We start from the raw sequence: 23,389 nt of genomic DNA, 5'->3' as shown, positions 1-23,389 counted from the left end.
GGCGTAAAAAAACAAACAACTAGCGTAAAACAATTCAGTGTCGGTTTGAGGACCACCCCACGCAATCCACTGCCCCCAGACCACGACACGGGGGATCCGGCTCCGCCGGTCCCCCGCCGTCGGCCCCCTGGGGGGCGCGCGTCAGCGCGTAGGGGGGGGCCTATGTCCTAGGCAGCGTCACGCCCTGCTGGCCCTGGTACTTGCCGCCGCGGTCCCGGTACGAGGTCTCGCAGATTTCGTCGCTTTCCAGGAACAGCATCTGGGCGCAGCCCTCGCCGGCGTAGATCTTCGCGGGCAGCGGCGTGGTGTTCGAGAACTCCAGCGTCACGTGGCCCTCCCATTCGGGTTCCAGGGGCGTGACGTTGACGATGATCCCGCAGCGCGCGTAGGTGCTCTTGCCCAGGCAAATGGTCAAGACGCTGCGCGGAATGCGGAAGTATTCGACCGTGCGCGCCAGCGCGAAGGAGTTGGGCGGGATGATGCAGACCTCGCCCTTGAAGTCCACGAAGGACTTCTCGTCGAAGGCCTTGGGATCGACGATGGTCGAATTGATGTTGGTGAAGATCTTGAATTCGTCGGCGCAGCGCACGTCGTAGCCGTAGCTGCTCGTGCCGTAGCTGACGATGCGCTGGCCGTCGTGCGCCCGGACCTGGCCGGGCTCGAATGGCTCGATCATGCCTTCGGCCGCCACACGGCGGATCCAGCGGTCGCTTTTGATGCTCATGGACGGGGTCTCGTCAGGGGACGTCTACGTAAAGGGGGAATTGTAGCTGGACTGGGGATACCCCCAATACCCCCCACCGTCCCCTCCCCCTTTCGGCTCAGTCCAGCCGGATGTCGAGCGCCTTGATCACCTTGCCGTACCTGCGGGAATCCTCAGCGATGGCCCTGGAAAGATCGTCCGGCGTGCCCCCCAGCCCCACCGTGCCCTGGCGCGCCAACAGTTCCTGGGCCTGGGGCGACCGCATCGCCCGGGTAACCGCCAGGGCGATTTTCTCCCGTAGCGCCAGGGGCGTGGCAGCCGGCGCCATCAGCCCCGACCACGAAATCGCGTCGCCGAAAGAAAGGCCGGTGGTTTCCTTCAGCGTCGGCATCTCGGGCACCAGCGGCGAGCGTTGCTCGGCGACCACACCCAGCGCCTTGACCCGCCCGCCGCGGATGAACGGCAGCGCCGCCGGCAATTGCGCGATCATCATGTCGATCTGGCCGCCCGCCACGTCCGCCAGCGCCGCCGACACGCTGTTGTAGGGCACATGCAGCAGGCTGACGCCCGCGCGCCCGGCGAAGATCTCGGCGGCCAGGTGCGCCTGGCTGCCTATGCCCGGCGACGAATAGCTCAGGCGCCCGGCCTTGGCCTTGGCGATCAGCGCCCTGGCATCCGCCACGCCCAGCGTGTTCGACACCACCAGCACGTTGGGCACCGCCCCCACCTGGGCGACGGGCGCCAGGTCGCGGGCGATGTCGAACGGGCGCTTGCGGTAGAGGTGCGGGTTGACCGCCAGGTCCGACACCGGCACGGACACCAGCGTATAGCCATCGGGCGCGGCCTTCACCACGGCCGAGATGCCTATGGTCCCCACTCCGCCGGGCTTGTTCTCGACGATGACGGGCTGGCCCCAATCCTGCGCGAGGCGTTCCGCCAGGACGCGCGCCAGCAGGTCGGCCGCGCCGCCCGCGCCGTAGGGCACGACGATGCGGACCGGGCGCTCGGGGTAGGCATCGGCGGCATGGTCCTGGGCGAATGCCGGCGCGGCCAGGCCGGCCGCCACCGCGCAGACGGCCGCCCGCAGGAAGTTCGCCCGGGCAAGGGAAAAGCGTGAGATCTTCATGGACATATCCTTGGAAACGATCGGATCCGGCGCGCCGGGCTATTCGCAATCGGGGCAAAACGAAGGCGGGCACATCATGCGGGCGGTACGCCGCAGCGGGTCCCAGTCCTGGACCTGGCCCCACACCCCTTCCGCGAACGCCTGGGCCTCGGCCCGCAGGCCGCCCAGGTCGACGTCGGGGATGCGGCCGTCGCGCATGCGGATCTCCCCGCCGGTGACGACCAGGTCCACGTCGTCGCCCACGCCGCACTCGACCAGACTGCATATCGGGTCCCAGATCGGCCCGTAGCGCAGCACGTCCTTGCGCCCCAGGTTGATGGCGACGATATCCGCGCGGGCGCCGGGCGCCAGCCGGCCCAGGTCCTCGCGGTCCAGCGAGCGGGCGCCGCCCAGCGTGGCCGCCTCGAACACCTGTTCCGCGCTGGCCGCCGTCAGGTCATGGCTCATGACCTTGCCGTGATAGGAAGCCGTGCGCATGTTCATGATCATGTCGCGCGGATAGGTATCGCTGCCTATCGTCATGTTCACCCCGGCCTCGCGGTACGACTTCCACGAATCCAGCACGCGGGCCCGGCGCACGATGTTGATCGGGCAGTGGGACACCGAGACCTGGCTCTTCCCCATGCGCTCGAGATCGCGGCCGCCCGAATAGTTCAGGCGCGGACTGTCGGAGATGAAATTGGCGTGTCCGATGTTCAGCGCGGGGGTCAGCATCTGCACGCTGTCCAGCAGCTCGATGGGCGTCTTGCGATGTTCGCGCACGGTCTCGTAGAACTCGATGACGTTGTAGCCGGCGTGCGTCGCCATCGGCACGCCCAGGTCGCGCGCCGCCGCCACGGTCCGGCGCAGGATGTCGATGCTGCAGTTCTCGACCTCGCGCGGCACCAGGATCCCGTGGACCAGGTCGCTCGGATCGCGCTCGACCCGCTCGATGAACGCCACCGCGTCGTTGAACAGGTGCAGGCCGCCGTCGGGATAGGGCACGCGCGTCAGGTTGCCATCGTCGTCCGAGGCCCAGCGCCCGCTGTCATAGCCCGGCCCCAGGTAGCCCCGCACCCCCAGCGCCTCGCACTGCCTCCACAACGCCTCCTGGACGATCACGTGCCCGCCCAGTTCGACGAAAGTCGTCACGCCGTTGCGCAGCAGTTCGCTGACCGTGAACGCCGCATGCAGGGCGATGCCGGGATCCACCTGCGCCTCTTCCTTGGTCAGGTAATTGGGATAGCCCTGTATGCGCGTGCCCGACCGGGCGATCGTGACGTCCATGTAGGGCTGGCCGAAGAGGTCCGCCCGGCCGTGGTCGGTCAGCAGTTTGTGCAGCGCGCGGTGACCCGAGTGCACGTGCGTGTCGATGAAGCCCGGCGACAACAGGCAGCCCGGCGCCTCGATGACGCGGTCCGCCTCGCCCCGGTAATCGTCCCCCGCGTAGACGATACGGTCCCCGTCGTAGACCACGCAGGCCTGCCGGTAGAGCACATGCCCGCCGTTCTCGTATCCCACCACCCAGTCGCCGTTGATCCTGGTTTTCATGCTGGTCTTTTTCCTCCGCGTTCTGCCAATATTGATCCTGCGATGCACTGCCGATGCCAGGTTCTCAGCATGCTGAGCAATTGCCGGGACTGTCAACGCGGTGGACCGGCCGCCGGAAGCCAGGAACGCGGCTCGCCCATGCCGTGCAGCGAGAACGGGCGTCACGCAAAAATGCGCGAGATCGATGAAGAACGTGTGTGATGAAGGCAGAAGCGGGATCGAGGGCGCGCGACCCCATAGCGAGGATCTGGCCGGGCCGTGCCTTCCGGCCAAGAATGGCTATCTCGATTCCGTTGTGGAATATTTGATTATGACGGCCGGCCGCCGGCCCCGATGAAGCCCCGATCCATGGACATCAAGCACGTCGACCTGCATCTCCTGATGATCTTCGATGCGGTGCTGGCCGAAGGCAACGTGACCCGCGCCGCCGACCGCATCGACATCAGCCAGTCCGCCGTCAGCAAGGGGCTGGCGCAGTTGCGGGAGATCTTCCACGACCCGCTGTTCCTGCGGAACGGGCGCGGCGTCGTGCCCACCCACAAGGCCATGGAGATGGCCACCGGCGTGCGCCACGCCATCCTCGCCCTGAACGGACTGGCCTCGCCGTCCGAGCCCTTCGCGCCGCATGCCGCGCGCATGCACTTCAACATCGCGGCCACGGACTACGTCACCTTTACCCTGCTGCCCGCGCTCATGCGGCGCCTGGCCTCGGAGGCCCCTTCGGTGTCGGTGGCCATCCACCCCATCGAGCCCCTGATGCCCGAGGAATTGCTGCTGCTGGGCAAGGTGGACCTGGTACTGTCGCCGGTGGCCACCGCCACCTATCCCATCTACCGGCAGGAATTGTTCAGGGACGACTATGTCTGCCTGCACCGTATCGGCCACCCGCTGGATGGCCAGACGCTCGGCCCCCGCCAGTTCGCCTCGGCGCGGCACGTCGCCATGCCGCGCCAGAACGGCGCGCGCGAGCGCGTGCTGCAGGATGCGATGCAACAGCACGGCATCTCGCGCGACGTCGCCGCCCAGGTTCCCCACATGCTCGCCATCGCCCCCACGCTGGCCTGCACCGACCTGATCGCCACCGTCACCCGCCGCATCGCCCTGGCCTTCTGCGGTCTCTATCCGCTGCGCATGGCGCCCCATCCGCTGCCGCTGGGCGAGTTCGTCGTCTCGCAGCTCTGGCACGAACGGACCCATCCCAGCCAGTCCCAGCGCTGGCTGCGGGAATTGATCTTCGAGGTCTGCCGGGAGTTGTGATGTAAGGCGCTAGCCGGCGGCGGGCGCCGCCAGCCCCGCTGCCAGGAAATCCAGCAGGCGCGACAGGGTCAGGTCGACGCTGGCGGCGGACACCGGCGTGGCGCGCACGTCCGGCATCAGCCGGGCGACGCGGCCGTTGTCGGCGCGGATGTACATCATGCTGCCGAACACGCATTGCAGCCGCAGGTAGAGCTCATCCCGCGTCAAGTGGGGACAGGCGCGGGCCAGGATGTCGACGAACAGCCGGCCGACGTCGTCGTGGACGCCGAACACGATGTTCTTGACCGCCGGATCGGGCTCGACCGAGCAGATGGCCGACAGCCGGTTGAAGCGGGCGCCTTCCTCGGTCTGCCCCACGCGCATGCCCGGTCCGATGAAGGCCTCGAGCACGGCGCGCACCTCGGGCCGCGCCTGCGGGTCGGCGGGCACGCAGGCCTGCAGCAGCGCGTGCCGCTCGTCGTTCATCCGGCCCACGCGCGCCTCGAAGATCGCCCGCAGCAATCCTTCCTTGGTCCGGAAGTAGTAGTGCACGGCGGCCATGTTGACGCCGGCGGTGGCGGTGATCGTGCGCAGCGATACGCCGTTGTAGCCGTGCTCGGCGAACAGCCGCTCGGCCACGTCGACGATGCGGTCGCGGGTAGAGGCGGATTCGGCGGGATCGGCGGCGGGGCTGGGCATGGAGTCGTCCGGAAAGCGATAGGGAGCCTATGTTACCCGCAAAGCCTGGATTTTTGTTTCAGTCGATTGATTGAATCATTCGTTTGACCGAATGGCTGGGAATTCCTATGATGGACCCTGACGCGCCATCCGGCGCCCGCATGAGGAACCCCATGAACGGAAAGATCCGCCGTGTCGTGACCGGCCATGACGAGCAGGGCCGCGCCGTCGTGCTGGAGGACGGCTATGCGCCCAACGTCCGCCACGATGCCAGCCGCCCCGGCTACTACCTGACCCAGCTGTGGCTGACGCCCACGGCCCCCGCGCCCATCGACAATGGCGCCGACCCCACCCTGGGGCCGGTGTCGCTGGCCCCGCCGAAACTGGGCACGGTCGTGCGCATCATCGAATTCCCGCCCGCCGGCCTGGAACTGCGCGACGTGGATGCCGATGCCGCCAAACAGGCGTTCTCGATGTTCGGCGGCCAGCATGCGCTGACCGCCCAGGGCGGCGGCAAGCAGCGCCACCCCTTCATGCATCGCACCGAAACCATCGATTACGCCATCGTGCTGTCGGGCGAGATCACCATGCTGCTGGATGAATCCGAGGTCACGCTCGGCGCCGGCGAAGTCCTGATCCAGCGCGGCACCAATCACGCCTGGACCAACCGCACGAACGAGCCGGCCCGCGTGCTGTTCGTCCTGGTCGACGGCAAGTTCGATCCGGCCCTGCCCGTGCAGCAGTAACCCCCACTCCAAGAGGAGACCAAGCATGTCTTTCAAGAAGATCCTGTTCGTTCCGCTCCTGGCCGCCATGTGCGCCACGGCCACCGCCCAGACCTACCCGTCGCGCCCGGTCGAGCTGATCGTTCCGTACTCGGCGGGCGGCAGCGTGGACGTCATGGCGCGCGCCTTCGGCCGCGAACTGTCCGAGATCCTGTCGACGCAGATCGTCGTCAACAACCGCGACGGCGCGGGCGGCACCATAGGCGTGGCCGCCGTGGCCTCCGCGCGTCCCGACGGCTACACGGTGCTGTTCTCGCCCTCGTCGCCGCTGACCCAGGCCCCCTTCCTGATGGGCCGCCTGCCCTACCAGCCCGACAGCATCACGCCGATCTGCCAGATCTTCGAGAACCCGTTCGTCATCGCCGTGCGCAAGGACTCGCCCATCCACAGCGTCAAGGAACTGCTGGACCAGGCGCGCCAGCAGCCGGGCAAGCTGTCCTACGGCCACGCCGGTCCCGGATCGGTACCGCACCTGGCCACGGCCAACCTGGCCAAGTCCTCGGGCGTGAACTTCAACGAGATCGCCTTCCGCGGCGATGCCCAGGTCATCCCGCAACTGCTGGGCGGCCACATCGACTTCGGCGCCCTGGGCGTCTCGTCGGTGGTGGGCAAGGACCTGCGCATCCTGGCGGTGTACGGCGACAAGCGCCTGGCCGGCCTGCCCGAGGTACCCGCCATCACGGAGTTCGGCATCAAGCACGCGGTCATCGCCCGCAACGGCCTGTACGTCAGCCGCGGCGTGCCGCAGGCCGCGCGCGACAAGCTCCAGCAAGCCTGCCACGCCGCCACGCAGAAGAGCGAATTCCAGAAGGCGGCCGGCCAGCTCTACCAGCAGGTCAACTACCTGGACAGCGCCACCTTCGCCAGCCGGCTGGCCAGCGACAACGACACCAACCGTGCGCTGATCCAGTCGCTCGGCCTGCTGAACACCGGCAACTGAGCACGGCCATGTACGAGATCATCGATGCGTCGCTGCGCGCCTTCATCGACGTCGAGCCCGACAGCGACTTCCCCATCCAGAACCTGCCCTACGGCATCTTCTCCACGCCGGACGGCGGGCTCCGGGCCGGTACCGCGCTGGGCTCCTGGGTGGTGGACCTGCACGCGCTCGAGCGCGCGGGACTGCTGCCCACGCCCTCGGGACCGGCGCTGTTCGGCCAGGGCAGCCTGAATGCCTTCGCCGCCGCCGGCCGGCCCGTGTGGAACGCGGTCCGGGCACGCCTGGCGGCGCTGCTGTCCGGCACCGACTCGCGCCTGCGCGACGACGCCGGATTGCGCTCCCGCGCGCTGCTGCCCATGCAGGCGTGCACGCTGCACCTGCCGTTCGAGATCGCGTCCTACACCGACTTCTATTCGTCGGAGGACCACGCCACCAACGTGGGCAAGCTGTTCCGGGATCCGGCCAATGCGCTCACTCCCAACTGGAAGCACCTGCCCATCGGCTACAACGGCCGCGCCAGTTCGGTGGTGCTGTCCGGCCACGACGTGCACCGCCCCATGGGGCAACTGCCCGTCGCCGGCGGCACGCCCGAGTGGGGGCCCTGCCGCCAGTTGGACTTCGAACTGGAAACGGCCTTCTTCGTGGGGCCGGGCACGGCCCTGGGCAGCCGGCTGGATCCCGATGCCGCGATCGCGCGCATTTTCGGGATGGTGCTGATGAACGACTGGAGCGCCCGCGACGTCCAGCGCTGGGAATACGTTCCCCTCGGCCCCTTCCAGGCCAAGGCGTTCGCCACATCGATCTCGCCGTGGGTGGTCACGCTGGACGCCCTGCAGCCCTTCCGGGTGGACGCCCCGCAACAGGATCCGGTGCCGCTGCCCTATCTGCGAGAAACCGATCGCCACGCCTACGACATCGAACTGTCGGTGGAACTCGGCACGCCGGACGGCACATCCGCGACCATCACCCGCAGCAACTTCCGGCACCTGTACTGGACCATGGCGCAGCAACTCGCGCACCACACCAGCAGCGGCTGCAACCTGCGCACCGGCGACCTGATGGGCTCGGGCACCATCAGCGGGCCGAGCCCCGAGGCGCGAGGCTGCCTGCTGGAGCTGACCGAGAACGGCAGGCAACCGCTGGCCCTTGCGGACGGCAGCACGCGCGGCTTCCTGCAGGACGGCGACGAAGTCGTCATTCGCGGCCATGCCCGCCGAGGCGCGCTGCGCGTGGGTTTCGGCAGCGTACGGGGGCGAGTGCTGCCGGCCATTCCCTGAACGCGCGGGGGGCCGGCAACGGCCCCCCGCGTCTGCGTCAGTCGTCGAACAGCACGAAATACAGCAGGTCCAGGCCGTTCAAGGTGCCGCCCTTGGCCACCGCCGACAGGCGATTGCTCAGGCGGTAGCTGAGCTTGACCACACCGTCGCGGCCCGACAGCGCCTGTTCGAAACTGGCGTAGAGCCGGTCGGACAGGCGCTTGCCCACCACCAGGAACTGGTTGTTCGACAGCGCGTAGGCCGACGAGGTACTGTCCCCCGCCACCGTGCGGTCCGGCAGCAGGCCGCGGCTGCTGCCCACGTTGCCCGACCGCACGCCGATCTCGTCCAGCCCAAGCTGGCGCGAGATCGGTTCGCTGCCCTGCGGCCCCAGCAGCGACGTCGCCGCGCTCAGCAACAACGTGGCATCGGCGCCGCCTCCGCCTTCGTCGGGGCCCCGGCCCAGCAGCAGCCACGAGAGTTTTTCCACGTCGCTCACCTCGGGCGTGGAGACCAGCGCGATGCGGGGGCGGCGCGCCGTGCCGCTGATCCGCACGCCCGCCTCCACGCGCGGGCCGACACGCACCGCCACGACATCCAGCAGGGGATCGTCCAGCGGCCCCTGGAAGGTCAGCACGCCGCGGCGCACCGTCAGCGTCTGGCCATAGGCATCGAAGCGGCCGCCGCGCGTGCGGACCGTGCCGCTGGACGACAAGGCGCCGACCATGCCGACGATGCGCAGGTCGCCGGTGATGCCGGTATCCAGGCCGTAGCCTCGCAGGTAGAAGCGGTCGCCCAGCTTGGCGCCGACGTCGATGGCGATGCCCAGCGTCTTCTTCTGCCGCTCCTCGCCGGTACGGCGCACGTACACGTCGTCCGACAACTTGGCCGGAGCCTGGGTGCCCATGTCGACCCAGCCGGTGTCGGCTTCGAACAGGCCCGCGATACGCATGCGGTCCGGGATGATGTCCATGTCCACCCGCCCCGAGCCGGCCACGAAGCGATCGGCGCGCTGGATCGCGGGGAAACGTTCGGCCTTGAGCGTCGCGTGGCCCGAGGCCTGAGACATCCGCCAATCGGCGCTGATTTCCATCCAGCCGCCCTGGCTCTCGTTCTTGATCCACTGCTGCACCCGCGAATCGCGCGGGTTGACCCGGATCACGCTGGGAAAACGCAAGGATTCCAGCACGATGCGGTCATCCTCCAGCGTGGCCTTCAGCGTGCCGTCCAACAGCCTGAGCCCGTCGTCCAGCCGTACGATCCGGATGCCTTCCCCCTGGAGGCCGCCGGAGGCATGCCATTGGCCGCCCGACTGGGCGACGCGCGCCGAACCGGCCACCTTGCCGCCCACCTCGACGCTGTCGCCGATGAACAGGCTGACCCAGCTCAGGTCCTTCAGGTCCACCTGGGCATCGAGCTGGGCCGGACGGTCACGGTCCAGGCCGATCGCGCCGCCACGGGCGATGACGCCGGCCTCGCCGTCCACCCGCACGCTGCCCACGCGGTCGCCCTCGACCAGGGCTTGCAGGACGATGCGGCTGTGGCCCGCGTTGCCATCCGGCGTCGCCCTGAGGCTGGCATCCAGCGTGCGCAGGCCCAGCGCCATGGGCGGCGTGCCGGGCACCCACAGGTCACCGCTGCGGCGGCGGATGTTCGCCGTCCCTTGCAGCGAACCGGCGAAACGCATGTCCCAGTCGGCATCCAGCACGATGACGCGCTCGCGCGGAATGGGCTTGCCGCCCAGTGCCTCGAGCAGGATCTCCGGCGCCCAGGCCAGTCCCTCGGCGCGGCCGCGCGACTCCCAGCGGCCGCCACCGCCGCGTGCCCCCTCGTTGACCAGCTTGCCGGTCTGCCCGCCCGGCAGGCGCAAGGCGATGCCAGCGGGCCCCACTTCCCATTGCCATTGCGGTGCCGCCGCGGACGGCACGTAACTCAGTTCCACCGGCGCCTCGAGCGACATGCCCAGCGGCGCGCGGGACAGGTCGAACTGCCCTACCTTGCCGCGCCAGCCGGGCGGCGCGCCCCGGCCCGGACCCGCGCCCCAGCCGCCGTCGAAACGGATCGCCAGCGTGGCCGGCGCCGACCGGTCGGCCGGCACGAACTCGGCATCCACCGTCCCTTCATGGCGCGCCATCGTGCCTTGCAGACGCAGGGTGGCCTGGCTCATGGTGGCCTGCGGCGCGCTGGACACGGCCACGTTGTCGATGCGCAGGTCGATGTCGGCCGGCGCGGCCGCGAACCCGCCCTGCGGACGCTTGCCGTTGACCGGCGATCCGCCCAGGCTCGTGCGCCCCTGCACCTTGCCCACGCGCACGCCGCCGGGCAACTGCAGGTCGCCCGCGTCCAGCGTCATGTCCAGCACCGGCGCATCCAGCGTTTCACCCAGCGAGCCGCGCGCGGACAAGCGGCCGTTCAGCAGCGATGACAAGGTCTGCAGGCGTGGCGCGTCCAGGTCGAAATCCAGCTTGTCGCCCGGACGCCCGAACGCGCCCTTGGCCGTCAGCCGGTTGCTGCCGGCGTTCAGCGCCGCGTCGGCACGCGTGACGCGCATGCCGGCAAAAGCCAGTTCGCCGTGCCCGCCCAGGGGCTGCCCGTTCCAGCGGCTGCCCTCCTCGATGCGCAGTTGTGCCGTCCCGCCCAGTTCGGGCAGCAAGGCCCCTTTCACCTCGGCTCGCGCCGAGACCTGGGCCGGCGGCAGGGCCTCGCTGCGCACCCAGTGGCTGGGGTCGAAACGGTCCAGCCGCAGCTCGGCGGCGAAACGCCGGGGCTCGGCCAATTGCAGTTCGCCCTTGCCGTTCGCGCGCGCCTCGCCGGCGGTCAGCGCGAACTGCGGAATGCGCACGACCTCGTCGCGCACGCCGGCCTCGAGCTTGAGCGCCAGCGGCACCTTGCGCGACCGGTCCGACAGGTCCGCGGTCAGCGACTGGACCACCGCGTCGGCGGAAAACGCCAGCGTGCCCGCCAGCCTGGTCGGCAGCGCCGCGCCGTGCAGCCGCGACGCATCGATGCCGCTGGCCTGCAGCCGGCCCTGCACGCGTCCGGCGTCGCCGGCCGCGGCGTCGCGGCGCCAGTCCATCTGGCCCGACAGGCGCCCGCCCCCCGCGAACTCGATCAGGAGCGAGGCAACGTCCAGCGCGTCGAAGGTCTCGACCGGCGCGCTCAGTTGTCCCGATATCGCGGCCACCGGCACGCCGTCCTTGTCCAGCGGGCGCGGGGTGGAATTGGTCAGCGCGAACGGGCCTTGCAACAGCGGCGGGCCGCTGCCGTCGGCCACCGCCAGGTCGGCGGTCAGGCCGAGGTTGGCGGATGGCGCGCCGGGCATCCAGGCGGCGGGATCGATGCCGTGCAATTGCAGCTTGAGGCCGCGCAGCGGGAATCCTTCCAGCAGCGCCGCCTGCCCCTCGGCATTCACGTCCACGCCCGCGCCGTCGCCCCTCACGGCGAAGGCCAGGCGTTCCAGCGATCCGGTGGCCGAGGCGCCCAGGTCGAACGCGTGCGCCGCCTGATGGCCGCCGGCGTGCAGCGCCAGCTTCACCGGGAACGGCGCATCCGCGCCCACGCTGGCCTCGCCCCGCAGCGTCGCCTCGGCCTGCGGCGCCGCCACGTGCAGGTTGGCCAGCAGCACCCGGTGCTCGGCGCCCGACGACGTCGCGCGCAAGTCGATGCCGTCGAAACTGGCGGGCAGCCGTTCGCCATCCATCTCGATGTCCAGCGTGCCGAGCCCCAGCTTGTCCACGTCGATGGCAAGCGGCAGCCGCAGCGAGGTCAGCGGCGTGGCGGGCTCGTCGGACGGCCGCAGGTTCAGCCTGGCCCGCCGCGCCGACAATTCGGAAACGTGCAGCCGCGCCCCGCGCAGCGCGCGCCAGCGGACATCCAGGCGCAGCCTCTCCAGGTCGGCATCCAACGTCGGCAGCCGCAGCTCCAGCGCATCGATGTCCAGTCCGCCCAGCAGCGACCCGCGCACGCCCTCCAGGCGCACGGATCCGCCCGCCAGTTGCACGCCTGTGCGCACGGCCCAGGCCGCGCCGCTGGCCGAGGACGCGATCCAGGCGCCCGCGCCGGCCACCGCGGCCACGCCCAGCACGAACACGCCCGCCACGGCCCAGGGCCAGCGGCGGCGGCGCGGAGCCGGCTTGGGAGGCGAAGTGACGGGCCCGTTCAAAATGCGATCCCCAGGGAAAAGTGCAGGCGGATGTTCTTGTCGCGCAGCGCGTAGGCCAGGTCCACGCTCAGCGGACCGGCCGGCGTGCGGACCCGCAGCCCCGCGCCCACGCCGGTGGCCAGCTTCATGTCCGAGAAGCGCGAGGCGACATTGCCGGTATCGACGAACACCGCCCCGCCCAGCCGGTCGTCGAAGTAGCGCGTGGCTTCCACGCTGGCGACGAACAGCACGGCATCGCCCAGCACCGCGTTGCCGACCTGGCGCCCCAGGCCCAGGTAGCGATACCCGCGCACCGAACGCGCGCCGCCGGTGCGGAACGAGAAATCGTCCGGCACGCGATTGAGATCCTGCGCCCACAGGCGCCCGACCTCGCCGCGCACCGTGATGACGTCGCGCTTGGTGGGCGACCACCAGAACTGGCCGCGCGCGGTCAGCCGGTGGAAATGATTGCTGGCGTCGAGCGCGGTGCCCGCGCCGGCGCCCAGCGCGAACAGCGTGCCTTCGCGCGGGTCGTACTTGTCGTTGACGTCGCGGCGGATGATCTCGGCGGTGGCCGTGGCCGTGTTGGTGGTGAAGGAGTTGTAGCCGTCGATGTCGGTCATTTCGTGCGCGACCCGCGCGCCGTAGCGGGTCTCGTACTCGACGCGGCTCTGGAAACCGGCGGGATAGGTCTTGGCGCGGATGGCGCCCACCGCCAGCCGCCGCACGTGCAGGCCCTGCACGTCCGAGTCCTGCGCCAGCACGCCGAAGCTGTCGCGGAACCCGTTCTCGTTGGGCGCGAGATGGATGTCGGCATAGCCGAGCTTGCGCAGGCGGTCCAGCCGCAGCCCGGTCTCGAGCTCCACCGGCTGGCCCAGGACCACGTTCTGCCGGTAGATGGTCTCGATGCGCGGTCCGGCCTCGTCGTCCACGCCCAGCGCGACACTCATGCGGCGGGGACGCGATTCGACCACGTCCGCCAGCACCGGCAGCGTCAGGTGGCTGGGCCCCTGGTAGGCCCGCTCGGTGCGTGTCTGGTCCGGCTCCAGCCCCTTGGGCATCAGGGCCGGATCCTCTTCATGGTTGGGCGCGATGCCCTGGCGGTCGATGTCGAGCTTGGCGCCCGAGAAGAACGGCGAAGACTGGAGCGTCTGCTGCCAGTCCACCATGCGGTCGCGGTCGTAGGGCTCGCCCGGGCGGATGCGGACATAGCGCTCGACCGTGCCCTGGGGCACGCGCTTCAGGCCCCGGACCTCGACGCCCGACAGGCGCACCGCAGGGCCGCTGTCGAGCTTGACGTGCAGCGCCGCCCGGGCACGGTCGGCGTCCACGTCCGCCGCCGTATCGACCAGGCGGGCCACCGGGAAATCGCGCTCGGACGCCGCGTCCAGCAGGTTGCGCTTGGCGGTTTCCCATTCGTCGTTGCGGAACGGGCTGCCTTCCTTCAGTTCCCAGTCCTGGCGCAGCTTGGCGACGCGCTCCTCGAACTCCGGACCGGATATGGCGCCCAGGAAAGAGATGCCCACGGTCTCGATGAGGGTGCGCTCGCCCGGGACGATGGTGATGTCCCAGGTGGGACCCGCCACGTCGGTGCCGGCCTCGAGCTGGACCTCGGGCGAGAAATAGCCTTCGGTGGCCAGGGCGTCCAGCGTGGCCTCGCGGGCGCGGCGGCGCAGGCGTATGCCCTCGCCGCCGTCCTGGTCGTCGGCCATGTCCGCCATGCTGTCCACGGCGTGCGTGACGGCTTGCAGGGCGCTGGCAGGCAGCCCGCCCGGATCGATGGTGATCTCGGGCCGCGCCGCGAACGCGGGCTGGGCCAGCAAGGCGCACAGGACGGCGGGCGCGAAAGGCAGGCGCATCACGTCCGCGGAGCAGGCAATACGTTTCCGTTCGCGACTGCGGCGCCAGCCCCGTCGGCGCCCAGGAGAGGATCGATCATGCCGGGTACGGCCGCGCAGGCCCGTTCGACTGACAAACTCATGACGCTTCCGCTGTATTGATTTTCAACCGCAAGCATAGCGGATCATGCGCGTGTTCCGTGATCGCGCGCGGAGTATTGTTTCCATCTGTTTACGGCCGCTCCGGCGCCCGTAAGTAGCATTGCCCATTTGGAATACGGCCATCCTCGGCTAGACTACGGGGTCTTCATAACAGTAGGTGGGGGAAATTCGGTCAAATAAGACCGGTTTCGCTGGCGTTACAAGCGTTTTCCAAACAAAAGGGGAATGCCCGCCTGACCGACCCGCCTGAAAAAATGGAAATTGGCTTACTTCTGATTTTGTTCATCGCCAACGGCATTTTCGCCATGAGCGAGATCGCCGTTGTCACCGCCCGCAAATCCCGCCTGCAACAGCGCGCCGACGAAGGCGACGCCAAGGCCCGCGCCGCGCTCGAACTGGCCGAACACCCCACGCGCTTCCTTTCCACTGTCCAGATCGGCATCACCTCGATCGGCATCCTGACCGGCATCGTGGGCGAGGGCGCCCTGGCCAAGCCGCTGGCCGAGGCCATCCGCGACCACTTCCCGGCACTGGCGGACGCGGCCAGCGCGATCGCGCTGACCCTGGTGGTCATCGTCATCACCCTGATGTCCATCATCATCGGCGAGCTGGTCCCCAAGCGGCTGGGCCAGATGCACGCGGAGACCATCGCGGGCCTGATCGCCGCGCCCATGCGCCTGCTGTCGTGGGTCGCCACGCCCTTCGTCAAGCTGCTGTCGCTGGCCACGGACACGGTGCTCAAGCTCATGGGCGTCAGGGAAAACAACGACCAGCTCGTCACCGAAGAAGAAATCCAGGTACTGATGGCCCAGGGCGCCACGGCGGGCATCTTCGAACAGGCCGAGCAGCAAATGGTGCGCAACGTCTTCCGGCTGGACGAACGGCGCCTGTCCTCGCTCATGGTGCCGCGCTCGGACATCGTCTACCTGGACGTCAACGCACCGCTCGAGGTCTCGCGGGCGAAGATCGAAAGCTCGCACTACTCCCGCTTCCCCGTCGTGCGCGAAGACCTGTCGGACGTGATCGGCTTCGTGCGCGCCAAGGACCTGCTGGCCCAGCTCATGGCCGGCGAGCCGCTCGATCTTGCCAGCCGGCTGAGCCCGGTGCTGTATGTACCCGAAACGTTGACCGGCACCGAGCTCGTCCAGAATTTCCGCGACTCGCACACCCAGACGGCGCTGGTCGTGGATGAATATGGCGACGTACAAGGCCTGGTGACCTTGCGCGACGTGCTCGAAGCCATCGTCGGCGAATTCCATACCTCCACCGCGCCCGAGGAATCCTCGGCCGTGCAGCGCGAGGACGGCTCGTGGCTGCTCGACGGCCTGCTCGACGTGCACGAGATGGAGGATATGCTGGGTTTACAGCATCTACCCGAAGGCGATTCGGGCACTTACCATACGCTGTCCGGCATGCTGATGCTGCTGCTGGGCCGCATCCCGCACACCGGCGAGCAGGTCGACTGGGCGGGCTGGAACTTCGAAGTGGTCGATATGGATGGCAAACGCATCGACAAGGTCATCGCCACCCGCATCGAACCGGTCGAAACCCCGGAAGAACCCTATTGAACCTAGCCGCGGACGTCCCCACCTGCAAGGTGAGCCCGAAAAACCGGGAACTTTTCCAAGCCCCCCGCCGCCCAAACGCTTTCACCGCCCGTTCCGGGCGCTCCCGCCCGACGCACCACCTATGACTGACACCATCGCCAAATTGCTACGCACCGCCTTCGTGGCGGGCATCGCCCTGGTCGGCATGATCATGGCGGCCATCCTCCTCGCCTCGACCGCCGTCGCCCTGGCCATCGTCTATGTCGTGGCCAAGCTGCGCGGCAAGCCGTTCGTCGCCAATACCTACTGGAAGCGCTCCCAGACCCGCTGGGGCTTCGGCGGCGGCAACGCCGAGGGCGCCACCGCGGCGGCGGCCCCCGCCCGCTCCACGAGCGGCTACGCCAACCGCATGAAGCGCAGCGACATCGTCGACGTCGAGGTAAGAGAGCTGTCCTGAAAGGCAAGCCCTCCCCCATGCGGCCTTCGGCCGCTCCCTCGCCAACCTACCGATACAACCCGCGTTTGGCCAGCCACTCGTTGATCAGCGCGGACACTTCCAGGTTGTTCTTGTCCATCATCACCATGTGGGAATTGCCCTTGATACCCACCTTGGGCAGATCGACCTCGTCCACCTGGCCGCCGGCCTCCCTGACGGCCTGGGCGAAGCGCGCGCCCTTGGCGCGGATCGCCGGCCAGCGCGAGTCCTGTTCGATGTAGTCGCCGTACACCATCAGGGCGGGCACCGACTTCAACGCCGCGATCTTTTCCTTGTCCTCGTCGCCAACCTCGGCCGGCTCGACCGCCACCACGGCGCGGATCTTGTCCGGGCGTGCCTGCGCGGCCTGGAAACCGAACTTGCCGGCCTGGCTGTGCACCAGCAGCACGCACGGGCATACCTTGTCCACCAGTTGCAGATAGGCCTTCAGCGTGGGCTCGTCCGTGGTGATCCACCGGGGCACGAACTGCCGTGAAAACTGCCAGATCTGGTCGGCGGGAAACTGGTTCCCGGGCAGCAGCTTGCGCTTCGCCGGATCATCGCTCCACGACCCCGCCCCGCCGATGCGGAAGCGCTCGTAGGCATTGGCCGCGGTGACCAGCACCGGATCGCCCTGCCACACCGGCTTGGCCGTGGCCGGCCATCCCGAACGGCCACGCTCGACCGCGTCCGAGTTGTAGACCGCCCATCCCTTGCGCAGGAAATCGTTCAGCCACCCGGGCCGGCCATCGGGCGTCGTCTCGTACGTCACCCCCGTCAAACCGCCGCCATGCCACATCAAGAGCGGCACCGCGCCCTTGCGGGGCTCGGGGATGAAGTACTGCACGTACATCTGCCCGACCATGTAGGTGCCGTTGGGATCGATCTTCAGCGGCACGCCGTTGGCGGTGAACTTCACCTCCTTCACCGGCTCGCCCGACACCACGAAAGGCTCGCCGCCGATATGGAACGACCCCATGTCGCGCAACACGATAGGCTGCGCCACCGCAGCCCCCGCCCAAGCCGACGCCGCCACCGCGACCGCCGCAACTGTCCTCTTCATATCTCCTCCTGATAAAGAAAAAGGCGGTGCAAGCACCGCCCTCCAAACCACTCTGCCCCCTCCAGGGCACAGCGGATCCGGCTCCGCCGGTCCGCCAGTGCCGCCCCCTGGGGACCCGGCGCCGGGCCGCCCCAAGGCGGGTCCCGGCCCCCTTGGGGGGGCTGCCGCGTAGCGGCTGGGGGCCCACCATCCTGGGCGCGCGAAGCGCGTAGGGGGGGACCCTTACTCAGTGGTGATCTTCGCCGCTTCCACCACCTTCTTCCAGCGAGCCACTTCGGACTTCACGAATTCACCCAGCTCCTGCGGCGTGCTGCTCTTCGTGTCGGCGCCCTGCTCCTTGAACTTGGCGATGACTTCGGGGTCATGCAGCGCGGCGTTGAGCTCCTTGTTCAGGCGCTCGACGATGGCGTCGTCGGTGCCGGCCGGCGCGAACAGCGCATACCACTGGGGCACGCTGACGCCCTTGACGCCCAGCTCTTCCAGCGTCGGCACGTCCTTCAGGACGTCGGAACGCTTGTCGCCGGCCAGGGCCAGGGCCTTGATCCGGCCCGAGGCCAGGTGAGGATAGGCGCTGAACAGGCTGGGGAACATGACCTGCGTCGTGCCGGCCAGCGTGTCGGTCATCGCCGGCGCCGAGCCCTTGTACGGCACGTGCAGCATGTTGGCGCCCGTCACCATCTTGAACAGCTCGGCCGTGACGTGCGGCGCGGTGCCGGCGCCCGCCGAGGCGTAGCTCAGGCCCTTGGGATCCTTCTTGGATTTCTCGATCAGGTCCTTGACCGAGGTGATGCCGGAGGACGAGGACACGACCAGCAGCGTGGGCGAGCTGGCCAGCAGGCCGATGGGCTTGAAGTCCTTGACCGGGTCGTAGCGCAGCTTCTGCAGCGCGGGGTTGATGCCGTGCGTGGCGATGTAGCCGAACAGGATGGTGTAGCCATCCGCCGGGGCGCGCGCCACGTACTCGCTGCCGATGGCGCCCTGCGCGCCGGCCTTGTTGACGACCACGACGCTTTGCTTGAGGCTGTCGCCCATCTTCTGGGCGATGACGCGCGCGAACGCGTCGTTGCCGCCGCCGGGAGCGGTGGGAACGACGATGGTGATCGGGCGCTCGGGCCAGGCGGCCTGGACGCTGGCGGCGCCCAGGGACAGGGTGAAGGCAGTGGCAAAGGCGGCGATCGCCGGCACTCGGAACGAGGCTTGCATGAATGAGTCTCCGTGTGATTCTTCGGAACTACCGAAGCGTAAGCGGCTTCCGCCAGGCGCTCGACGATGGCGCCCGGAGGCGGATGACGCGGTCCTAAAAAAAGCGTGCAGGAATGTAAAGCTGCCCTTCCATGATTTTCCGGGCGGTGCGAATCAGGCCTGCACCGCACACTTCGATCGAAGGCGCGGTGCCGCGCAATTCGACATCGACCTCGATGCGCCCCGAGGGGTGCGCCACGGCGATGCGATGCATGCCGGCCGCGCGCGGCGCGCCCAGCTCGAACGCCACCGTGCCCGGCGTCACGAAGGCGGTTGCCACACCGATGGCGCCGGTCACCGCATGCGAGCGGTGGCACTTGTGCGGCGTGAAATACCGCGACACCACCGTATCCGCATCCGCCGACGCGCTGACCAGTACGGGCTTGGGAATGACGCTGTCGGTGACGTCGCCCAGGCCCATGCGCCGGCCGGCCTCCAGGCGCAGGGACTCCAGCCGTGCCAGCATGGCCGTGTTGGCATCCAGCTCGGCCGCCGTCTCGTCGCCCTTCACGCCCAGTTGCGATGCGCGCACGATCATCAGCGGCATGGCCGCATCGATGCAGGTGACGGGCACGCCGTCGATGACGTCCTGCGTGTTGCCCGTGGGAAACACCTTGCCCGTGACCGAGCCCCAGGCATCGAGGAAGTTCAGCCGGATCGGCGCGCCGGTGCCCGGCACGCCGTCGATGCGGGCATCGCCCTCGTATTCGGTCTTGCCGCCCGGCGTCTGCACCACGGCATCGATGGTCGAATTCGTGTTGACATTGTAGATCCGCACGCGGGTCTCGCCGTCGCTGGCGGCGACCATGCCCTGGTCGATCGCGAAGGGCGCGACGCCGGACAGCATGTTGCCGCAGTTGGGGCGGGTGTCCACCAGGGCGCGGTCGACCGACACCTGGGCGAACAGGTAGTCGACGTCGCAACCGGGACGCGTCGAGGGCGAAACGATGGCGACCTTGCTGGTCAGCGTATTGGCCCCGCCCAGCCCGTCGACCTGCAGTTCGTGCGGCGAGCCCATGGCCGCCAGCAGCACCTGGTCGCGCTTGGCGACGTCCTGCGGCAGCCATTCGGCGCGAAAATAGGGACCGCGGGACGTACCGCCCCGCATCAGTACACAAGGTATGGCTTTTTGCATGACGAAATAATGCACCTGGCTTGTGCATTAGTAAATTGCATTTTTTATATAATTTGATGCATGGCACGCATCAGTTTTGACCTCCAGGAATTGCAGGCTTTCGTCGCGGTCGCGGAACGCTCCAGCTTCCGCGCGGCCGCGGACGACCTCCATCTGTCGCAGCCCGCGCTCAGCCGGCGCATCGAGAAGCTCGAGGCCATCCTGGGCGCGCGCCTGCTCGACCGCACCACACGGCACGTTTCGCTCACCAATGTGGGGCGCGTGTTCCTGGAACGCTCGCGCGCCGCGCTGGACGAGCTGGAAAGCGCCATGCTGGGCGTGAGCGACCTCGCGGCGCAGCTCAGCGGCCTGGTCACGGTGGCCTGCGTGCCGTCGGTGGCCTACTACTTCCTGCCCTCGGTGCTGCGCGACTTCACCGCCAAGCACCCGCGCATCCGGGTCCGCGTCATCGACGAAGGCGCCAACACCGTCCTGAACGCCGTCATCTCGGGCCGGGCCGACTTCGGCGTGAACTTCATCGGCACCCAGGAGGCCGAGGTCGATTTCAAGGCCATCTTCAAGGAAAACTTCGTCTTGGCGGCGCGCAAGGACCATCCCCTGGCCCGGCGCAAGTCGGTCACCTGGGAGGACCTGACCCGGGAACGCGTCATGACCGTGGACAAGGGCAGCGGCAACCGGCTGCTGATCGAAGCCGCGCTGGCCAAGAGCGGCAAGCGGTCGCAAACCGCCATCGAGGTCAGCCATATCCTGACCCTGCTGGGCATGGTGGAAGCCGGCCTGGGTGTCGCGGCCGTCCCGCAACTGGCCCTGCCCCTGACCACGCACGCGACCCTGGTCGGCATTCCGCTGTCGCAGCCGCGCGTCAGCCGCACGCTGGGGCTGATCTCCAAGCACGGGCGGCCGCTTTCCCCGGCCGCCAACCTGCTCTACGACATGCTGCGCAACGCCGGCCGCGCGGCGCGCGCCTGACGGCGCCCGCCTTCAGGCCGGCGGATCGATCAGGGCCAGCGCCTCGCGTATCTGCCCCGCCTGGCCGGGGCGTACCAGGCGCGCCACTTCGCGCCCGCGATCCAGGAACACGAGCGTGGGCCATAGCTTCACCCCGAACGAGCGCCCCAGCGGCCGGCCCTTGCCGTCCTCGATCTTCAGGTGCCGCACCTTGGCGTGTCCCTCGAAGGCGGCCTCGATCAGCGGCTGGGCCGCCAGGCAATGCCCGCACCAGGGCGCGCCGAACTCCAGCACCGTGGGCTCGCCCAGGGCGTCGATCTCGTCCCGGGCGGGTTCCCGGGCCGCATAAACGGTGTTCATGGACATGGATGCCTCCTGTACGCCCAGTATGGCAAAAACGGCGGCCAAGCGGCGCGCGCAAGCGCCGTGCCCGGCCATCGGCCGCCCCAGCGGCTAAAATCCCTTATTCGATACTTTCATCGCCCCCTCGTTTCCGCCCCATGTCGCGCACACTCTTCGTCACCACCGCCCTGCCCTACGCCAACGGATCCTTCCACATCGGCCACATCATGGAATACATCCAGGCCGACATCTGGGTCCGCAACATGCGCATGCAAGGCCATACGGTCCACTTCGTGTGCGCCGACGACGCCCATGGCGCGCCCATCATGCTGAAGGCGGAAAGCGAAGGCATCACGCCGCGCGAACTCGTCGCCCGCATCGCCGCCGAACGCCCCAGGTACCTCCAGGGCTTCCACATCGCATTCGACCACTGGCACTCCACCGACACCGACGAGAACACCGAGCTGTCGCGCCAGATCTATCTGAAACTGCGCGATGCCGGCCTGATCGAGACCCGCACCATCGAGCAGTTCTACGACCCCGTCAAGGGCATGTTCCTGGCCGACCGGTACATCAAGGGCGAATGCCCCAAGTGCGGCGCCAAGGACCAGTACGGCGATTCCTGCGAGGTCTGCGGGGCCGTCTACGCCCCCACCGACCTGCGCAATCCGTATTCCACCCTGACCGGCGCCACGCCCGTCCTCAAGACGTCGGACCACTTCTTCTTCAAGCTGTCCGACCCGCGCTGCTACGCCTTCCTGCAGGAATGGACCGGCAGCGTCAACGGCAACGGCACGCCGCGCCTGCAGCCCGAGGTCTACGCCAAGACCCGCGAATGGCTGGGCGAGGAAGGCAAGCTGGCGGACTGGGACATCTCGCGCGACGCGCCCTACTTCGGCATCGAGATCCCCGATGCGCCGGGCAAGTATTTCTATGTCTGGCTCGACGCGCCGGTGGGCTACCTGGCCTCGCTGAAAGCCTATTGCAAGAAGACCGGCCTGGACTTCGACGCCCTGCTCGATCCGCAGTCCGATACCGAGCAGTACCACTTCATCGGCAAGGACATCGTCTATTTCCACGCCCTGTTCTGGCCCGCGATGCTGCATTTCGCCCAGCGCAAGACGCCCGACGGCCTGCACGTCCACGGCTTCATCACCGTCAGCGGCGAGAAGATGTCCAAGAGCCGCGGCACCGGCATCTCGCCGCTGCGCTACCTCGACCTGGGCATGAACCCCGAGTGGCTGCGCTACTACATCGCCGCCAAGCTCAACGCCCACGTCGAGGACATGGACTTCAACCCCGAGGACTTCGTCGCGCGCGTCAACAGCGACCTGGTCGGCAAGTACGTCAACATCGCCAGCCGCGCCTCGAACTTCCTGATCAAGCATTTCGACGGCCAGCTCTGCTATGAAGGCGGGACGCCCATCGAACTCGAGAACGAGCTCAACGCCGCGGCGACGCTCGTGCGCAACGCATTCGAGGCGCGCGAGTTCGGCAAGGCCATCCGCGAGATCATGGCCACCGCCGACCGCATCAACCAGGCCTTCGACGCGGCCCAGCCCTGGGTGCTGGCCAAGCAGCTGGATGACGCGGACAAGAAGCGCGAACTGCACGAGATCTGCTCGCGCACCATGATCGGCTTCAAGGCGCTGTCGGTCATGCTGGCGCCGGTCCTGCCCGAGCTGACGCGGCGGGTGGCGCACGAGCTGTTCGGCCTGGGGCGCGATTTCGAATGGCGCGACGTGGTCGTGCCGCCGCAGCGCATCGCGCCCTACAAGCACCTTGCGCAGCGGGTCGACCCGAAGCTGCTCGACGCGCTGCTGGAAGCGCCCGCCGCGCCGGCGCCCGCGGCGCCCACGCCTGGCGGCGAGGAGATCGCACCCGTCATCACCATCGACGACTTCGCCAAGATCGACCTGCGCATCGCCAGGATCGTCAATTGCGAATACGTGGAAGGCTCGGACAAGCTGCTGCGGCTGACGCTGGATGCCGGCGAAGGCCGCACCCGCAACGTATTCTCCGGCATCAAGTCGTCCTACAAACCGGAAGACCTGGTCGGCAAGCTCACCGTGCTGGTGGCCAACCTCGCGCCGCGCAAGATGAAGTTCGGGGTATCCGAGGGCATGGTGCTGGCCGCGAGCCACGCCGATGAAAAGACGCAGCCCGGCATCTATGTGCTGGAGCCCGTGGCGGGCGCCCAGCCCGGCATGCGCGTACGGTAGGCGGCGCGGCGGGCCGTGCC

At 68.5% G+C, this 23,389-nt stretch carries 18 protein-coding genes; 8 read left to right on the top strand and 10 right to left on the bottom strand.

Annotation, left to right across the window (positions count from 1 at the left end; translation table 11 throughout):
- Positions 1-160: 160 nt before the first annotated feature.
- The 3 genes from dcd to N5K27_RS17375 all read right to left on the bottom strand — a co-directional run bounded on the left by dcd (position 161) and on the right by N5K27_RS17375 (position 3,359).
- A complete protein-coding gene (dcd, locus tag N5K27_RS17385; RefSeq protein WP_124688076.1) occupies positions 161-724 on the bottom strand; it encodes a dCTP deaminase in 564 nt (187 codons plus the stop codon).
- 97 nt (positions 725-821) lie between these two features.
- Positions 822-1,829, bottom strand: a complete 1,008-nt coding sequence (locus N5K27_RS17380; RefSeq protein WP_279817781.1) for a tripartite tricarboxylate transporter substrate binding protein — start codon at positions 1,827-1,829, stop codon at positions 822-824.
- A 39-nt stretch (positions 1,830-1,868) separates the two neighbouring features.
- Complete coding sequence (locus tag N5K27_RS17375; protein WP_279817779.1) at positions 1,869-3,359, bottom strand: chlorohydrolase family protein; 1,491 nt, start codon at positions 3,357-3,359, stop codon at positions 1,869-1,871.
- Positions 3,360-3,707: 348 nt separating this feature from the next.
- On the opposite strand from N5K27_RS17375, the gene N5K27_RS17370 reads away from it, so the two are divergent.
- Entirely contained in the window at positions 3,708-4,616 is a 909-nt protein-coding gene (locus N5K27_RS17370) for a LysR family transcriptional regulator (RefSeq protein WP_279817777.1), read from the top strand.
- 9 nt (positions 4,617-4,625) lie between these two features.
- Here N5K27_RS17370 and N5K27_RS17365 read toward each other — a convergent pair whose 3' ends face one another.
- A complete protein-coding gene (locus tag N5K27_RS17365) occupies positions 4,626-5,294 on the bottom strand; it encodes a TetR/AcrR family transcriptional regulator (RefSeq protein WP_087837221.1) in 669 nt (222 codons plus the stop codon).
- Positions 5,295-5,446: 152 nt separating this feature from the next.
- On the opposite strand from N5K27_RS17365, the gene N5K27_RS17360 reads away from it, so the two are divergent.
- Genes N5K27_RS17360 through fahA form a run of 3 tightly spaced genes read left to right on the top strand, consistent with a single transcriptional unit; the run spans position 5,447 to position 8,275 of the window.
- Positions 5,447-6,019, top strand: coding sequence for a cupin domain-containing protein (locus N5K27_RS17360; RefSeq protein WP_087837222.1), 573 nt, complete (start codon positions 5,447-5,449; stop codon positions 6,017-6,019).
- A 25-nt stretch (positions 6,020-6,044) separates the two neighbouring features.
- Positions 6,045-6,998: a tripartite tricarboxylate transporter substrate binding protein gene (locus N5K27_RS17355; RefSeq protein ID WP_087837223.1), complete on the top strand. Its 954-nt coding sequence runs from the start codon at positions 6,045-6,047 to the stop codon at positions 6,996-6,998.
- Between the two features lie 8 nt (positions 6,999-7,006).
- Positions 7,007-8,275, top strand: coding sequence for a fumarylacetoacetase (gene fahA, locus N5K27_RS17350; RefSeq protein WP_279817772.1), 1,269 nt, complete (start codon positions 7,007-7,009; stop codon positions 8,273-8,275).
- A gap of 37 nt (positions 8,276-8,312) precedes the next feature.
- Here the strand turns inward: fahA and N5K27_RS17345 are convergent, their stop codons facing one another.
- Both N5K27_RS17345 and N5K27_RS17340 read right to left on the bottom strand, forming a co-directional pair.
- Complete coding sequence (locus tag N5K27_RS17345; RefSeq protein ID WP_279817769.1) at positions 8,313-12,416, bottom strand: translocation/assembly module TamB domain-containing protein; 4,104 nt, start codon at positions 12,414-12,416, stop codon at positions 8,313-8,315.
- The gene (locus tag N5K27_RS17340) at positions 12,413-14,254 is read right to left on the bottom strand and encodes a BamA/TamA family outer membrane protein (RefSeq protein WP_279817767.1); all 1,842 of its coding nucleotides are present in this window, start codon (positions 14,252-14,254) and stop codon (positions 12,413-12,415) included. The genes N5K27_RS17345 and N5K27_RS17340 overlap by 4 nt, the downstream gene beginning before the upstream one ends.
- Positions 14,255-14,649: 395 nt before the next feature.
- On the opposite strand from N5K27_RS17340, the gene N5K27_RS17335 reads away from it, so the two are divergent.
- The gene (locus tag N5K27_RS17335; RefSeq protein ID WP_087837227.1) at positions 14,650-15,963 is read left to right on the top strand and encodes a hemolysin family protein; all 1,314 of its coding nucleotides are present in this window, start codon (positions 14,650-14,652) and stop codon (positions 15,961-15,963) included.
- Positions 15,964-16,084: 121 nt separating this feature from the next.
- Positions 16,085-16,399: a hypothetical protein gene (locus N5K27_RS17330; RefSeq protein ID WP_087837228.1), complete on the top strand. Its 315-nt coding sequence runs from the start codon at positions 16,085-16,087 to the stop codon at positions 16,397-16,399.
- Between the two features lie 46 nt (positions 16,400-16,445).
- Here N5K27_RS17330 and N5K27_RS17325 read toward each other — a convergent pair whose 3' ends face one another.
- From N5K27_RS17325 to N5K27_RS17315, 3 genes are all read right to left on the bottom strand, one after another.
- Complete coding sequence (locus tag N5K27_RS17325; RefSeq protein ID WP_279817766.1) at positions 16,446-17,480, bottom strand: esterase; 1,035 nt, start codon at positions 17,478-17,480, stop codon at positions 16,446-16,448.
- A gap of 222 nt (positions 17,481-17,702) precedes the next feature.
- Entirely contained in the window at positions 17,703-18,683 is a 981-nt protein-coding gene (locus N5K27_RS17320) for a tripartite tricarboxylate transporter substrate binding protein (RefSeq protein WP_087837230.1), read from the bottom strand.
- Between the two features lie 94 nt (positions 18,684-18,777).
- Positions 18,778-19,857: a 4-oxalomesaconate tautomerase gene (locus N5K27_RS17315; RefSeq protein ID WP_087837293.1), complete on the bottom strand. Its 1,080-nt coding sequence runs from the start codon at positions 19,855-19,857 to the stop codon at positions 18,778-18,780.
- A 60-nt stretch (positions 19,858-19,917) separates the two neighbouring features.
- Here N5K27_RS17315 and N5K27_RS17310 point away from each other — a divergent pair, with 60 nt between their 5' ends.
- Complete coding sequence (locus N5K27_RS17310; protein WP_087837231.1) at positions 19,918-20,826, top strand: LysR family transcriptional regulator; 909 nt, start codon at positions 19,918-19,920, stop codon at positions 20,824-20,826.
- 12 nt (positions 20,827-20,838) lie between these two features.
- Here the strand turns inward: N5K27_RS17310 and N5K27_RS17305 are convergent, their stop codons facing one another.
- Positions 20,839-21,171, bottom strand: a complete 333-nt coding sequence (locus N5K27_RS17305) for a thioredoxin family protein (protein WP_279817764.1) — start codon at positions 21,169-21,171, stop codon at positions 20,839-20,841.
- Positions 21,172-21,305: 134 nt separating this feature from the next.
- On the opposite strand from N5K27_RS17305, the gene metG reads away from it, so the two are divergent.
- Positions 21,306-23,369: a methionine--tRNA ligase gene (metG, locus tag N5K27_RS17300; RefSeq protein ID WP_279817763.1), complete on the top strand. Its 2,064-nt coding sequence runs from the start codon at positions 21,306-21,308 to the stop codon at positions 23,367-23,369.
- Positions 23,370-23,389 lie beyond the last annotated feature (20 nt).

The sequence above is a fragment of the Pigmentiphaga sp. GD03639 genome, assembly GCF_029845405.1.
GTDB classification, from domain to species: domain Bacteria; phylum Pseudomonadota; class Gammaproteobacteria; order Burkholderiales; family Burkholderiaceae_B; genus Pigmentiphaga; species Pigmentiphaga daeguensis.
Note: the sequence above shows the minus strand (reverse complement) of the source record. Positions and strands in the feature narration are given on the sequence as shown.

Coding starts and splice junctions, on each gene's coding strand:
- dcd (WP_124688076.1), bottom strand. CDS start 724: ATGAGCATCAAAAGCGACCGCTGGATCCGCCGTGTGGCGGCCGAAGGC.
- N5K27_RS17380 (WP_279817781.1), bottom strand. CDS start 1,829: ATGAAGATCTCACGCTTTTCCCTTGCCCGGGCGAACTTCCTGCGGGCG.
- N5K27_RS17375 (WP_279817779.1), bottom strand. CDS start 3,359: ATGAAAACCAGGATCAACGGCGACTGGGTGGTGGGATACGAGAACGGC.
- N5K27_RS17370 (WP_279817777.1), top strand. CDS start 3,708: ATGGACATCAAGCACGTCGACCTGCATCTCCTGATGATCTTCGATGCG.
- N5K27_RS17365 (WP_087837221.1), bottom strand. CDS start 5,294: ATGCCCAGCCCCGCCGCCGATCCCGCCGAATCCGCCTCTACCCGCGAC.
- N5K27_RS17360 (WP_087837222.1), top strand. CDS start 5,447: ATGAACGGAAAGATCCGCCGTGTCGTGACCGGCCATGACGAGCAGGGC.
- N5K27_RS17355 (WP_087837223.1), top strand. CDS start 6,045: ATGTCTTTCAAGAAGATCCTGTTCGTTCCGCTCCTGGCCGCCATGTGC.
- fahA (WP_279817772.1), top strand. CDS start 7,007: ATGTACGAGATCATCGATGCGTCGCTGCGCGCCTTCATCGACGTCGAG.
- N5K27_RS17340 (WP_279817767.1), bottom strand. CDS start 14,254: ATGCGCCTGCCTTTCGCGCCCGCCGTCCTGTGCGCCTTGCTGGCCCAG.
- N5K27_RS17335 (WP_087837227.1), top strand. CDS start 14,650: ATGGAAATTGGCTTACTTCTGATTTTGTTCATCGCCAACGGCATTTTC.
- N5K27_RS17330 (WP_087837228.1), top strand. CDS start 16,085: ATGACTGACACCATCGCCAAATTGCTACGCACCGCCTTCGTGGCGGGC.
- N5K27_RS17325 (WP_279817766.1), bottom strand. CDS start 17,480: ATGAAGAGGACAGTTGCGGCGGTCGCGGTGGCGGCGTCGGCTTGGGCG.
- N5K27_RS17320 (WP_087837230.1), bottom strand. CDS start 18,683: ATGCAAGCCTCGTTCCGAGTGCCGGCGATCGCCGCCTTTGCCACTGCC.
- N5K27_RS17315 (WP_087837293.1), bottom strand. CDS start 19,857: ATGCAAAAAGCCATACCTTGTGTACTGATGCGGGGCGGTACGTCCCGC.
- N5K27_RS17310 (WP_087837231.1), top strand. CDS start 19,918: ATGGCACGCATCAGTTTTGACCTCCAGGAATTGCAGGCTTTCGTCGCG.
- N5K27_RS17305 (WP_279817764.1), bottom strand. CDS start 21,171: ATGTCCATGAACACCGTTTATGCGGCCCGGGAACCCGCCCGGGACGAG.
- metG (WP_279817763.1), top strand. CDS start 21,306: ATGTCGCGCACACTCTTCGTCACCACCGCCCTGCCCTACGCCAACGGA.